Below are 13302 nucleotides of genomic sequence, written 5' to 3'. Positions count from 1 at the left end.
ACCGCAAACTGGTTAGTGTAGTTTTCAAGCAAGACTCCAGATGCAAAACCGCAGTAATTACCAGGCAGAACAACAAGTGTAGAAGAAAGGCAATATTCTGACCTGATATTGTTATGCTGGTGGCGGCTAAAGCCCTGCCATAACCATCTGCTTTATTTTCAATGCTTTCTCAAAATGGTCTAACCGGTGGGTTTGGATCCACCAAGTGGCCGCTTCCATCAGCAGCGCCGGGTCGTCATTTTTGTTGGCAAAAAAGGCGTAAAACGACACGCCAACTGTCTCGCCTTTAGCGAGTATTTTCTTGTCGCATATCTCAATAACTTTCTGTCTTAACGCATCGCGCATAGTGTGGTAATTCCTGCGGTTATTTTTGCATACAAGCTGCGCCTGGCAACAACGGCATAGGTTAAAGGATTGCTGAAACAAACAATAGCGGCTATTTTGGCTACAGAGCAGTATTTAGCGTTTAACCAGGCTGCATCTTAGCCGTTTACGTTTAACCGGAGAACTTATGGCAGTACAAATTATTCCCCTTATCAAAGCTCTGGCCCCTTACCTTACCGCGATAGCCACCAGCGCTATTCCGGCTTTTACCTCTAAATCTGAAGTTGCCAAGTCAGACCCGGTGGTGGCGCAGCAAATTAAAGAGTTGCAGGATGCGGCAACCAAGAACGCGCAGTCACTGCATATTATTGCCGAGCAGTTGCAAAAGGTTATCAGCTCTGCCGAAGAAGCAACATTAGCAGCGCAGCGTCAGGTTGCTACCTATAAAACTCTGGTGCTGGGCAGCAGTTTTATTTCGGTTATTGCCATCGTAGTAGCAATTTATAGCCTTATCGCCTGAGGCCGGTTAACGCTGGTCTGTGCCTTACTGAAATATCATCAGCCCTGTCGTTCGGGGCCCGGGGTTAACATGCCTTCGTCCCTGTTTATAACTGTGCCCAACCATTCAAATATTCTGCTAACTCGCGCGGTTTTTCCAGCGGCAGCATATGGCCGCAACCCGGGGTGCTGATAACCGACAGCTCAGGGTTGGCTTTACTCATCTCGTTAAGCCGCGTGGCATTGACTAAGCTGTCATCAGTGCTGTAGTAAAAACAACTATGCAGCGGCAGCTCGTTTACTCTGGCAGACAAATCTATCCGGTTTGACGTGTACTGATACTGGCTGATAAATTCGGCCCCTCCTAAGTCGCTGTCCATATCTAAGATAAGATCGGTAAGGCGCTCCGTTTGGCTGCCGGCATCCAGCAAGGTTTTCGCTCTGTGCCGGCTAATACCTTTATAGCCATATTGCTGAACCAGTTGCAGACTGTCTGCCCGCTGATCCAGCTCTGCAGCACTCAGGCTGGTAGGGCTGTTGGATATAACAAATAACTTGTTTACGCGCTGCGGGTACCGCAACGAGAAATAGGTTGCGATATAGCCACCAAGCGAAAAGCCAACCAGATTTACGCTATCGCCAGCAAATAACTTATTAAAGTGTTCAGCCAGTTGGTCGAAGCTCTTTTGCCGCGGTATCTGCAGATAAACCAGCTCAATTGAGCTATGCAAGTAAGGCAGTACCAGCGCCCATAACTTTTCGTTGCACATGGTGCCCGGTATTAAATACAGCTTGCTGGCCAAAAGCCCCTCCGCAAGTTATTACGCTCACAACCTGTCTTTGTAAATTCAATGTTTACAACATTACGCTTGTTCCTGCTTATTTTCAAATGCTTATGGGAACATGCTGTTCTGTGTTGGTGACAAACACAGCGTGTTTCTTAGCCTGCTGCCTGGCACGCTATACCCTGCAATTTTTACAATTCTTAGCCCATGGCGTGAATACCTTACCGGACCGGACTAAGGTTAAATGGGTTAAGGCACCCTGCCGGCGCGCTCTTGCCGGTGTGGAACGACTCTTGCGTCGGTATAGAAGGTATAAGGCGGAACAGATAGCTTAACCGCACGGATAACATTCGCGTTGTCGACAACACAGCTTTTCAACGAAGGAGAACCACATGGCTATTATCAATTGGGCTACTGCAAAATATGAAGGTCTTGGCAAGGACGGCAAAGGCCAGGTTTCTACGCAATCGGGCGCGTTAAAAGACCAGCCTTACGGTTTTAATACCCGGTTTGACAACCAGCCCGGTACCAACCCGGAAGAGCAAATCGCGGCGGCGCATGCGTCGTGTTTTACTATGGCGCTGTCTTTTGGCCTGGCCAAGCTGGGCTTTAGCAAAGGCAGCTTAGCGTCTAAGGTAGAAATCACCCTGGTAAAAGAAGGTGAAGGCTTCGTTATCAGCAAGTCTGAGATAAAGTTAGATGCCAAAGTGCCCGGCATGAGTGGTGCAGATTTTGAGAAAGCGGCGGTAGAGGCAAAATTAACCTGCCCGATATCCAAATTATTAACTTGCGACGTTACCTTAGATATTACCTCGTTTGAAGGTAGTTAAGCTGAGCAGTTGAGATAGTTAATAGCGCCCGTTTTAAAGCAATAAAAACGGGCGGCTTTAAGTTAAATGGAGTGCAACTTATGACATCTGAGCAACCTGAGCAAGATTCACGCAGTTTTATGCACTATGCGGCGCTAAAAACCGCCATAGTCCGCGGTGAAACACAGTTAGTAAAAGAACTACTGGGCAACCAAAGCATGCAAGCGCTGGAAAAAGGCTACCTGCTTGATTTAGCTAAACTAAACAACAACGGCACTATTATAGCCTTGCTGGAAGCCGTGCCTGTAACAGCATAACCCCGCCGCTAAAGGCTGGTTACTTTGCTGGCTTTTGCCGGGCTCTACTATATGCCACCTACTATATGCCGGCCGCCACTATACTTTGCGCCGGAAGCCAAAAAACGTTGTGACTAATGCCACCAGCCCTGTAATACAAAAGACAGGAATAAGTAGCACCACGCCGGCAATAGCAATGCCGGTAATAACATCCGGATAGTCAAAGCGGCTTACACAACCACTATTGTTGCCACCGCCAAAACTGAGGCAAAGATCAACAAAAATAAGGGCGCAGCCTGCCCATGCAACGGCAATAAACAAGGTGAGTAACCAGTAAAAGCCGGCCGTTTTCTTTTTCTTCGGTTTAATAGATTTTCCCCTCATACCTAATGTTTCGTTTAGTCAGGCTGGTAACTCAGCAAGGCCAACAAGCAACCGGGTTAAAACAGCCAGATACTGCTGATACGCGGCCTCGTTAAAGGCTTTGGATGCCTCATTCATAAAACCATGCGCAAACGGTGTTACCACGGCGCTTAGCCCCGGTTTTTGCTGCAGTTGGCAGCAAATATCGGCTACAGCAAAATGCGGTTCGCTATCGCCAAAGATTACCTGCGTTGGCACCTGAGGGTTAAGCGCAATATGCTGATAAATCTGCCCCGGGTAAAACAATAGCGCCTGTTTTACCCGGTTTACTGTGGTATCGGCCAAAGCGCGCCACAGTGCGCTGGCGCCGGCGCTAAAACCAATTGCCAGCGCAAACGGTTGCGGTGCTGTTTGCAGTGCCTGCACAACCTGCGCGGCATAGACATCGGGGCCGCACTGAGAGCTGTAAGCAGCATAAGCCTGTTGCTCATCGGCAAAGTGTTGCGCCACGCCCTGATAAGGAGCAATAAGCTGTAGCTGCACAGCACAAGCCGCAGCCAGATCCTGCGCCAACCGGTTAAGCCCGGCACAGCGGCCAAAAATATCACTGACGACCAGTACCTGTTTGTTCACAAAATCTCCTCCTCATTCCCGGTAAGGGCCGGCATTATACCGCCTGAATACTAAATACTGCGATTGCATTCACCATCGGTGCTGTTTAAAGTAATACCATTCAACCGGTTAGAGAAAACCCCATGAGCACAGCGCAACCCGACGATAATGCCGGCATTACAGAAATAGCCCCGGATACCTTTGTCGATAACAGCGGCCAGCAGTTATCAGAGCAGCAGGTGCGCTCCGTGGTAACACCCCATGTATTTGCCGTAGCGCCGGAGCTGATTGGTCAGCCACTGGCTAAACCGGCGCGGCGTGGTGTAGCCATGCTGATAGACGGCTTTTTTATTGCCGCGCTTACCTCCGGCAGCCTGATATTTGTACTACCGATGCTGGGCTATATTGCCTGGTCGCGCTGGCGCGCGGCGAAAACCGGCCAAATGGCATTGCTGTTAAGCGCAGCATTGCTGCTGTTTGTCACTAACAGCTGGCTGCCCTCGCTGCAATCTGAGCAACGTGTGCAGCAATTCAGCGCTACCGGCGCTGTTGTCAACAGCGCACTGCAACTGGCTCAAAGCCATTGCGACAGTGCTTGCGTGCAGCAGCAGTTGGACATTGTTATACCACAACTGCAAAAAGCCAATTTAACCGTAGCTGAGCAGAAAAAAGCACTGCGTGGCCTGCTGGAGGCCAGTGATATTACCCGGCAGGAAAGATCTGCGCTGCTACAGCAAGCATTAACTAAACTGAAAACGGCGGCTAAGGAGACTGCACCAACGGCAGATGCTGGTGAGGAAAGCACAGCACAGCTGTCCTGGTGGCAGCGTTTACAACAATCAGATCACAGTATCTTGAAATGGATAAAGGGTATTCTGGCCGATTTGGGCATTGGCTTTGGCTGGGCCATAGGCTATTTCACCTTATTTATTGCCTGGAACAATGGCCAAACCATCGGCAAAAAGCTTTGCGGTATCCGTGTAGTCCAGCTGGATAACACGCCGCTGTCGCTGTGGGGCGCTTTTGGCCGCCAGGGCGGTTACAGCGCCGGTTTTGCTACCGGCTTATTGGGCTTTTTGCAGATTTACTGGGACCCGAACCGCCAGGCGATTCAGGATAAACTGGCCGACACCCTGGTACTGCGGCTGAAAAACTAAACCGGCGGCAAAGATAGCCGGCTTCGGCTTTAACGGCAAAAGCCGGTAATAAAAACCGACAACATTGCACATGGGCAGCATTTTATGCTGCCAAAACAAAAATTAGCCCTGTAAATTATGGTTTTTCCGCCAAAATAACTGCCCTATTTTGCCGCATTTTCTTTAGTATGCGCAGAGTAGATTAATGCTAACCCAGCGTTGTTGTTGCCACAGCACAGCGCCCAAGCTAAAGGCTGATTTATGTTATTTGATGCTGATTTAACCACCCACTGCCCACTGCGACAAAAGATCCGTAATTACTACCGTATTGACGAAAATGCCGCCATTGACCATTTGTTACCGCTGGCAGAAGTCGGCGTAAAAGCCCGCAGCCGGGCCTGGGAGCGGGCGCGGCAAATTGTGCATACCATTCGTAAAGATCAGGACGGCCAGGGTGGCATTGATGCACTGTTAAATGAGTTTTCCTTGTCCAGTGAAGAAGGCGTAGTGCTGATGTGCCTGGCCGAAGCCCTGCTGAGGGTGCCGGACAAAAGCACCCAGGAAGCCCTGATCCGCGACAAGTTGGCCAAAGGCGACTGGAGCTCACATTTGGGCAGCAGCGACTCGCTGTTTGTTAATGCCTCGTCCTGGGGCTTGTTAGTTACCGGCAAGATGGTGAACTACAACGACAAAACCAAGGCGCAGCAGTTTGGTGTGCTGAAAAAAACCCTTGGCCGTTTAGGCGAACCGGTGATCCGCAAGTCAGTTAACTTTGCCATGAAAATTATGGGCAAACAGTTTGTGATGGGCACCAACATTGATGATGCAATAGAGCGCGCCTTTGATACCGAGAAAAAAGGCTATGTCTATTCCTACGATATGCTGGGCGAAGGTGCCCGCACTATGGCTGACGCCGAACGTTACTACCAAAGCTACTTAAGCGCTATTCATGCCATTGGCAAAGCAGCTAACGGCAAGGGGCCGGTAAAAAGCCCCGGTATTTCGGTTAAACTCTCCGCCATTCATCCGCGCTACGAATTCAGCCACCGCGAGCGGGTAATGAGCGAGTTGCTGCCCAAGCTCAAAGCCCTGGTACTGGTAGCCAAAAGCTATGATATCGGCTTTACCGTAGATGCCGAAGAAGCCGATCGCTTAGATATTTCACTGGATATTATCGAAGCCATCTTCAGCGATGACGAGCTGGGCGATTGGGCCGGTTTTGGCCTGGCGGTACAGGCGTACCAAAAGCGCGCTATTTTTGTCATTGAATGGCTGACACAGTTGGCCCGTAAGGTTAACCGCAAGCTGATGGTACGGCTGGTTAAAGGCGCTTACTGGGACACCGAAATTAAAACCACCCAGCAAAAGGGCCTGGATCATTACCCGGTATTTACCCGTAAAGCCTCTACCGATGTGTCGTACAAAGCCTGTGCCATTAAGCTGCTGGAAGCGCGCGATGTGTTGTACCCGCAGTTTGCCACCCACAACGCCTACACCGCCGCCACTATTTTAGAAGTGGCTAAAGGTAATAACAGCGGCTTTGAATTTCAGCGCCTGCACGGCATGGGCGAGTCGTTATTTGACCAGATTGTCAGTAGCGAAAAAATCCAGTGCCGTGTCTATGCCCCGGTGGGCGAGCACGAGAACCTGCTGGCGTATTTAGTGCGGCGCTTGCTGGAGAACGGCGCTAACTCCTCATTTGTTAATGCCATTGTTGATACCAGCCAGCCGGTAGAAGCCTTACTGCCCGACCCGGTAGAAACCCTGCAAAGCCTGCGTAATAAATACAATACGCAAATTAAAATGCCGCTGGATTTATACGGCAGCGAGCGCGCCAATTCCAAAGGCCTGGATTTAACCGACGTTAACAGCCTGACGCCGTTTAAAGCTAACCTGGATACTTGGTTTGCCCGGCACTTGCTACAGCCGGACCAGGTGCCGGATGGTGCCATAGCGGTAAAAAACCCGGCCAATTTGCAGGAAATTATCGGCCATGTAACTTTGCACAACAGCGAGCAGATGCAACAACTGCTGACCAATGCCGATAACGCCTTTGGCAACTGGTCGCAAACTCCGGTTGCGGATCGCGCCAATTTATTGCGCCGCGTAGCCGATATTATCGAGCGACATCACGATGAGCTGGTGGCCATTTGTATTAAAGAGGCCGGTAAGGTCGCACAAGACGGCATAGACGAAGTGCGCGAAGCGGTCGACTTTTGCCGCTATTACGCCGCAAGGGCCGAAGAGCTGGCAAAAGACCAGCGCTTTGAGCCACGCGGCGTGGTGCTGTGTATCAGCCCGTGGAATTTCCCGCTGGCAATATTCTTAGGCCAGGTCGCCGCGGCTATAGTGACCGGCAATACCGTTATTGCTAAACCGGCCGAGCAAACCAGCCTGATTGCGCTACGCGCCATTGAACTGATGCACAGCGTTGGCTTACCGGAGCACGTAGTACAGGCGGTGATTGCCCGTGGCAGCGAAGTGGGTAAAACCATAGTGCCGGATGCGCGCATTCAGGCAGTGATGTTTACCGGCTCAACCGAAACCGGCAGCCTGATCTCGCGTACGCTGGCGCAGCGTAACGACCTGCAGGTACCGCTGATTGCCGAAACCGGCGGCCAAAACTGCATGATTGTCGACTCCACCGCCCTACCGGAGCAAGTGGTAGATGATGTTATCAGCTCCGGCTTTCAAAGTGCCGGCCAGCGCTGCTCGGCGCTTAGGGTATTGTTTATTCAGGATGATGTTGCCGATGGCATTATTGCCATGCTCAAAGGCGCATTGCAGCAGCTGCATGTCGGCGACCCGGCATGGCTTAGCACCGATATCGGCCCGGTAATTGATGAAAAAGCACTGAAAAACCTGCAGCAACATGTTGAGTACCTCAAAGATAAAGCGACCTTGCATTATCAGAGTGATATTCCGGATAACGCTGCAAACGGCGCTTATTTCTTTGCCCCCCGCTTATACGAAATCAGCGATTTGTCACTGTTAAAACGCGAAGTATTTGGCCCCTGCGTGCATGTTATCCGTTTTAAAGCCAGTAAGCTGGATCAGGTTATCGACCAGATTAACGCCACCGGTTACGGCCTGACCATGGGGATCCACTCGCGGATTGAAGATCGCTGCAACTACCTGGCTAAAATGTCGCGCGCCGGTAATGTCTATATAAATCGCAATATGATAGGCGCTATTGTCGGGGCTCAGCCGTTTGGTGGCCGTGGCTTATCCGGTACCGGGCCTAAAGCCGGCGGGCCGAACTATTTGCTGCGGCTGGTAAAAGAAAAAGCCTCGCCGGACAATGTGCAAATGACCAATTTAAGCCCGGATCAGCTGAACCTGCACCATAACCCGGATGCCGATGCGCAGGTACAACAGCTGATGGCCAACTCAGTGCGCGATGAAAAAAGCTGGCGCGCCACGCCACTGAATGACCGTGTATCGGCGGTGCGGCAGTTGCTGGCAAAAATTGCCACTGTCGATATTATCGACGAGTTAGCTGATGACTTAGCCCTGACGCTGGCCGATGCCCGCGCTCAGTTAAACCGGCTGGAAAAACATATGCGCAAATGCACTACGCTGCCTGGCCCTACCGGCGAGTCTAATACGCTGCATATCGAGCCGCGCGGTTGTGTGGTGTGCTACGCCGATAAGAGTACCTCGTTTAACTTCTGGGCCATTTCGATTATTACCGCGCTGGCGGCCGGTAATACCGTGATCACCGTCGCATCGGAGTTGTTCTATGCCGAGGCGATGGCGTTTAAAGATAAGTTTATCTCTACCGGCGTTGCCGCAGGGGTATTTCAGGTGGCTAAACCGGATCAGCTGCAGGCTATTTTGGCCCATCCGCATCTGGCCGGTGCAGTGGTAGCCGCCCGCTCGTCACGCTTAGGCTACTTCAGCCAACAGTTGGCGCAGCGCGACGGCGCTATTTTGCCGGTGATCAGCGCCGAATATTACGACACCCTGATCAAACGGCTGGTCACCGAGAAAACCATCAGTATTGATACCACAGCATCTGGCGGTAATACCTCACTGATGACGATGGTGGAAGACGACGAATAAGTTGTCCGCCATCAGCCAAAGCATAAAAGCCGGGTACTGCCCGGCTTTTTTTATCTGCCAACCCAATCTGGTTTAAGCCGGGCCGCCGCTGATGTACTTAGCATACTCAGGCCAGCGCCGGGTTTGTGATGCCGCCCCTGTTAGGGTAGACTCCCCCGGTTTTTAAACAGAATAATATCGCGCAAAACGCGTCGTTTTCAGACTAAGTGAGACTTACAGGGAGCATAAACCATGGCAAGATTTAAAGTGCCACACACCCTTACTTTGTTGTTTGGCATGATGGTACTGGCGATGATCGCCACCTGGATAGTACCGCAAGGCTTTTTTGAAACCCAAACCCTGGCCAACGGCCGCTCTGCAGTGGTGCCCGGCACCTTTGCTTTGGTAGAACAGCGCCAATACTTAAGCCCGTGGCAGCTGCTAACGGCCATACCACGCGCCTTTGCCAGTGCCCAGGATGTGATTTTCTTTGTGATGATTCTCGGTGGTGTGCTGTCTATCGCCCGCGCCACCGGTACTGTGGATGCGCTGATCGGCCGCCTGCTGACGCGGTTTGGCGAAAAGCCACATATGCTGATCTTTATGGTGGTGTTCTGTTTTGCCATGGCGTCCAGCGCTATCGGCACCGCCGGTGAATATATTCCCTTTGTGCTGATTTTAGTTGCGCTGTGTAAAGCCATGCGGCTGGATGCGATGACAGCTGTGGGCATGACAGTCGCCGGTTACGGCATTGGTTATGGCGTATCGGCTATTAACCCTTTTACGGTGATTATTGCCCAGCAAATTGCTGAAGTGCCGGTACTGTCCGGCATGGAACTGCGACTGGCGATTTTTATTCCCTTTGTACTGATTGGTTTTCACCATGTCTGGAGCTACGCCAAAAAGGTGCTGGCCAATCCGGCTAACTCAATGGTAGCCGATCTACCCTGCCCGCTGGGTGATAAAAAAACCAGCACTTACCCGCAGTTGGCGCTAAACCATAAACTGATTTTAGCCAGCTTTATCGGCACCATCGCCGTGGTAGCCTATGGTATCCGGGTGCATGGCTGGTACCTGTATGAACTAAGTGCCTGCTTTGTTGCATGGGGCCTGTTTACTGCAGTGGTTGGCCGTATTTCTGCCGACACTGCGGCGCAAAAGTTTATTGACGGCGCCATGGAGCTGACTACCACAGCGATGCTGATTGGCGTGGCGCGCGGCATTTCACTGATTATGGAAGATGGCCAGATTTTGCACTCGCTGGTGCATGGTATGTCGCTGCCGTTGTCTTATGTTGGTGCTGAAGCGGCGGCTGTGGGTATGCTGGTTATTCAAACCCTGCTGAATTTCTTTATTCCCTCCGGCAGCGGCCAGGCCTATGTCACTATGCCGTTAATGGTGCCGCTGAGCGACTTGCTGGAGATCCCGCGCCAGGTTGCGGTACTGGCGTATCAGTTTGGTGATGGCTTCTCCAATATGATTATCCCCACCAATGCGGTATTAATGGGCATTATCGGTATTGCCGGTATTCCTTACGGCCATTGGTTTCGCTTTTGTGCGCCACTGCTGTTAAAGCTAATGCTGGCGGCTTCGGTCGTCTTAGTGCTGGCGGTAGTATTCGACTACGGCGACAGCGTACAGCCCCAAGCCGCCGCAGGCGCAAGCCTGAGCCAGTCGGAATAAGCCGTGTATAGCATGTCGGTAACAGCGTTACCGGCATGCTTACTGGTAATTCAATGGTTTCCTGATTAGAGTACGCTAATCAGGCAACAACCAGAACCTTAACCGCAGGCCGCGATATGAGTCAGGCGAAACAAATTGCTGAAATAATCTTAAAAGGCTTTCGCCGCCACTTCAGCTTATTTCAGGCCATTACCGCCAAAGCCAAACAGCGTTTTGAGCTGGCCGACTGGCGCGCTTTTCAGCAGGACAGCTCAGACCGCATTTCGTTTTATGATCAGCGCGTTACCGAAGCCATTGCCCATCTGGCCACTGAGTTACCGGCACAGTGCTTAAACGAAACACTGTGGCAGCAGGTAAAGCAGCACTATATGGAATTTCTGGCGTTTCATCCTCAGGCAGAGCTGGCAGAAACCTTTTATAACTCGGTGTTTTGCCAATTATTTGAGCGTAAGTATTTTCATAATAAGAATATTTTTGTTGAGTCGACGCTAAGCAAGCAGCACTTACCGGCACCGGTGGCGTCGGTATACGACAGCTACTTTCCGGCCCAGGATGGCTTAAAGCAAACTATCCGCAATATTGTCTCCGGCTTTGGTTTTATTACGCCCTTTATTAATCTGGACCGTGATATCCGCCTGATTGTAAAAAGCTTTATGGCGCAGTCCAGCCATGGCCGTCATCCGGTGTACCAAATTCGCTTTGATATCTTAAGAGCAGTGTTTTACCGCAATAAAGCCGCTTATATAGTTGGCCGCGCAGTCACGCCGGATGGCCAGCAGCCGTTTATTATTCCGCTATTGCACCGCGAAGGGGCCGGTTTATATATCGATACCCTGGTAACAGATGCCAAGCAGATGACGATTATTTTCGGCTTTTCACGCGCTTATTTTATGGTGGCTACCCAGGTGCCATCGGCATTGGTGCATTTCTTACGCGAGCTGCTGCCGCATAAAACCCTGGCTGAGCTGTATGCCAGTATTGGCTTACACAAACAGGGCAAAACCGAATTTTACCGCGAGCTGTTAAGTCACCTGGACAACAGCAATGATCAGTTTGTTGCCGCGCCGGGTATTCGCGGCATGGTGATGATGGTGTTTACCCTGCCATCGTTTCCTTATGTGTTTAAAGTGATCCGCGACAAGTTTGCCCCCAGCAAAGAATTTGGCCGCGACACGGTAAAAGCGCGCTACCTGCTGGTAAAAAAACATGACCGCGTTGGCCGCATGGCCGATACGCTGGAATACTCTTATGTCGCCTTGCCGAAAAAGCGCTTTTCGGCTGAATTACTCGAAGAATTACAGCAGGTTATCGGCGACTCACTTAGCTTTGAAGATGAGCTGGTGGTGATTAAACACCTGTATATTGAACGGCGGATGATCCCGCTGAATATCTACCTGGAAACCGCCTCGTTGGAGGAAAAAGCGCATATTATGGACGACTACGGCCAGGCGATTAAGCAGATGCTGGCCGCCAATATTTTCCCGGGCGACATGCTGCTGAAAAACTTTGGCGTAACACGGCACAAACGCGTGGTGTTTTACGACTACGACGAAGTGCAATATATGCTGGATGTTAATTTCAGAAGCTTTCCTAAAACCGATAACTACGAAGACGCCCTGTTTGCTGAAGGCACAGTATGCGCCGCACCGGGTGATGTATTCCCCGAGCAAATGGCCACCTTTGTTACACCGCAGCCGCAGATCCGCGAGCTGCTGTTTAGCAAACATCCTGAACTGCTTGATGCCGCTTATTGGCGGCAGAAGCAGCAAAATATCCGCAATGGCGTGGTAGAAGATATTTTCCCCTACCCCGACAGCATGCGCTTTTACCATGCTTATCAGGATGACAGCAGCAGCGAACCGCACTAGCTTTATCACTATAACTTCGCTACACAGGACAGTTAATGATGAGCCCAACCACTATTTCGCCGGTTACAGCCCATTGGCTAAACCGCTTATTGCCCGCCAGGTCACCACAGGCGCATAAAGGCGACTTTGGCCATGTGCTGGTGATTGGTGGCGACCACGGCTATGGCGGCGCGGCAATAATGGCGGCGCAAAGCGCAGTGCACTGCGGGGCAGGTTTAGTCAGCTTGTTCACCCGGCCAGAGCATGTCAACGCTATGCTGTGCCGTCAGCCGGAAGTGATGGTGAGCCACCAACACATTAATGACATGATAACGCGGGCCACCGTGCTGCTGGCGGGGCCGGGTCTTGGCCTGTGCAGCTGGGGTACCGCTTTACTGGCTCAGGCATTGGCATCTGATAAACCGCTGTTACTCGACGCCGATGCGCTGAATTATCTGGCGGCAATACCTGCGGCTGAACAACAGCGCTTAAAACGCGATAGCTGGCTGCTGACGCCACACCCGGGGGAAGCCGCACGTTTGCTCGGTTGCAGCAGCGCTGATATTCAACACGACAGAGTCGCGGCTGTGCAACAACTGCAGCAACGCTTTGGCGGCACTGTATTGCTAAAAGGCCATGCCAGCCTGATCGCCGGGCCGCGGCAGCAGCTGGCCAGGCTTGACTGCGGTAATCCCGGCATGGCCAGCGGTGGTATGGGCGATGTATTGTCCGGCATTATTGCCGCGCTGCTGGCACAGGGTTTAACCGGTTTTGATGCAGCAGCATTGGGGGGTTATCTGCATGGTACTGCGGCAGACCAGCTGACAGCCATGCGGGGCGAGCGCGGCCTGCTGGCAACTGCTATACTGCCGCACCTGCAACCACTGCTAAACGGAAAATCCTGA

12 protein-coding genes are annotated in these 13302 nt (G+C 51.6%); 8 read left to right on the top strand and 4 right to left on the bottom strand.

What is annotated here, in order from left to right:
• Nucleotides 1–126: 126 nt before the first annotated feature.
• Nucleotides 127–345: a DUF6500 family protein gene (locus tag ACTZWV_RS05650; RefSeq protein WP_444785592.1), complete on the bottom strand. Its 219-nt coding sequence runs from the start codon at nt 343–345 to the stop codon at nt 127–129.
• A 166-nt stretch (nt 346–511) separates the two neighbouring features.
• Here ACTZWV_RS05650 and ACTZWV_RS05645 point away from each other — a divergent pair, with 166 nt between their 5' ends.
• A complete protein-coding gene (locus ACTZWV_RS05645; RefSeq protein WP_444785591.1) occupies nt 512–844 on the top strand; it encodes a hypothetical protein in 333 nt (110 codons plus the stop codon).
• Nucleotides 845–929: 85 nt separating this feature from the next.
• Here the strand turns inward: ACTZWV_RS05645 and ACTZWV_RS05640 are convergent, their stop codons facing one another.
• A complete protein-coding gene (locus tag ACTZWV_RS05640) occupies nt 930–1625 on the bottom strand; it encodes an alpha/beta fold hydrolase (protein WP_444785590.1) in 696 nt (231 codons plus the stop codon).
• A gap of 374 nt (nt 1626–1999) precedes the next feature.
• Between ACTZWV_RS05640 and ACTZWV_RS05635 the strand changes: the two genes are divergently transcribed.
• Entirely contained in the window at nt 2000–2437 is a 438-nt protein-coding gene (locus ACTZWV_RS05635) for an OsmC family protein (protein WP_444785589.1), read from the top strand.
• A gap of 80 nt (nt 2438–2517) precedes the next feature.
• On the top strand, nt 2518–2733 hold the full coding sequence (locus ACTZWV_RS05630) for a hypothetical protein (RefSeq protein ID WP_444785588.1): 216 nt from the start codon (nt 2518–2520) through the stop codon (nt 2731–2733).
• 78 nt (nt 2734–2811) lie between these two features.
• Here the strand turns inward: ACTZWV_RS05630 and ACTZWV_RS05625 are convergent, their stop codons facing one another.
• Together ACTZWV_RS05625 and ACTZWV_RS05620 are read right to left on the bottom strand one after the other, a co-directional pair.
• Nucleotides 2812–3096: a hypothetical protein gene (locus ACTZWV_RS05625; RefSeq protein ID WP_444785587.1), complete on the bottom strand. Its 285-nt coding sequence runs from the start codon at nt 3094–3096 to the stop codon at nt 2812–2814.
• 18 nt (nt 3097–3114) lie between these two features.
• Nucleotides 3115–3708 carry a dienelactone hydrolase family protein gene (locus ACTZWV_RS05620; RefSeq protein WP_444785586.1) on the bottom strand — a complete coding sequence of 198 codons (594 nt, stop codon included), beginning with the start codon at nt 3706–3708 and terminating at the stop codon, nt 3115–3117.
• A 122-nt stretch (nt 3709–3830) separates the two neighbouring features.
• Between ACTZWV_RS05620 and ACTZWV_RS05615 the strand changes: the two genes are divergently transcribed.
• The 5 genes from ACTZWV_RS05615 (at nt 3831) to ACTZWV_RS05595 (ending at nt 13302) form a co-directional block, all read left to right on the top strand.
• Nucleotides 3831–4844 (top strand): RDD family protein, encoded by a 1014-nt coding sequence (locus tag ACTZWV_RS05615; RefSeq protein ID WP_444785585.1) that lies wholly within the window; start codon nt 3831–3833, stop codon nt 4842–4844.
• 240 nt (nt 4845–5084) lie between these two features.
• Entirely contained in the window at nt 5085–8888 is a 3804-nt protein-coding gene (gene putA / locus ACTZWV_RS05610) for a bifunctional proline dehydrogenase/L-glutamate gamma-semialdehyde dehydrogenase PutA (RefSeq protein WP_444785584.1), read from the top strand.
• 231 nt (nt 8889–9119) lie between these two features.
• A complete protein-coding gene (locus ACTZWV_RS05605) occupies nt 9120–10550 on the top strand; it encodes a YfcC family protein (RefSeq protein ID WP_444785583.1) in 1431 nt (476 codons plus the stop codon).
• A 116-nt stretch (nt 10551–10666) separates the two neighbouring features.
• A complete protein-coding gene (aceK, locus tag ACTZWV_RS05600; RefSeq protein WP_444785582.1) occupies nt 10667–12418 on the top strand; it encodes a bifunctional isocitrate dehydrogenase kinase/phosphatase in 1752 nt (583 codons plus the stop codon).
• A gap of 35 nt (nt 12419–12453) precedes the next feature.
• On the top strand, nt 12454–13302 hold the full coding sequence (locus ACTZWV_RS05595; RefSeq protein ID WP_444785581.1) for an NAD(P)H-hydrate dehydratase: 849 nt from the start codon (nt 12454–12456) through the stop codon (nt 13300–13302).

The organism is Rheinheimera sp. NSM, from assembly GCF_052380015.1.
Lineage (GTDB): Bacteria > Pseudomonadota > Gammaproteobacteria > Enterobacterales > Alteromonadaceae > Alishewanella.
The sequence above is the reverse complement of the archived record's forward strand: the minus strand, read 5'-3'. Positions and strand labels throughout refer to the sequence as shown.

Bases quoted from the DNA above. Each gene is read 5' to 3' on its own strand.
- putA (WP_444785584.1), top strand. From the start codon at position 5,085: ATGTTATTTGATGCTGATTTAACCACCCACTGCCCACTGCGACAAAAG.
- ACTZWV_RS05615 (WP_444785585.1), top strand. From the start codon at position 3,831: ATGAGCACAGCGCAACCCGACGATAATGCCGGCATTACAGAAATAGCC.
- ACTZWV_RS05635 (WP_444785589.1), top strand. From the start codon at position 2,000: ATGGCTATTATCAATTGGGCTACTGCAAAATATGAAGGTCTTGGCAAG.
- ACTZWV_RS05605 (WP_444785583.1), top strand. From the start codon at position 9,120: ATGGCAAGATTTAAAGTGCCACACACCCTTACTTTGTTGTTTGGCATG.
- ACTZWV_RS05645 (WP_444785591.1), top strand. From the start codon at position 512: ATGGCAGTACAAATTATTCCCCTTATCAAAGCTCTGGCCCCTTACCTT.
- aceK (WP_444785582.1), top strand. From the start codon at position 10,667: ATGAGTCAGGCGAAACAAATTGCTGAAATAATCTTAAAAGGCTTTCGC.
- ACTZWV_RS05595 (WP_444785581.1), top strand. From the start codon at position 12,454: ATGATGAGCCCAACCACTATTTCGCCGGTTACAGCCCATTGGCTAAAC.
- ACTZWV_RS05630 (WP_444785588.1), top strand. From the start codon at position 2,518: ATGACATCTGAGCAACCTGAGCAAGATTCACGCAGTTTTATGCACTAT.
- ACTZWV_RS05625 (WP_444785587.1), bottom strand. From the start codon at position 3,096: ATGAGGGGAAAATCTATTAAACCGAAGAAAAAGAAAACGGCCGGCTTT.
- ACTZWV_RS05650 (WP_444785592.1), bottom strand. From the start codon at position 345: ATGCGCGATGCGTTAAGACAGAAAGTTATTGAGATATGCGACAAGAAA.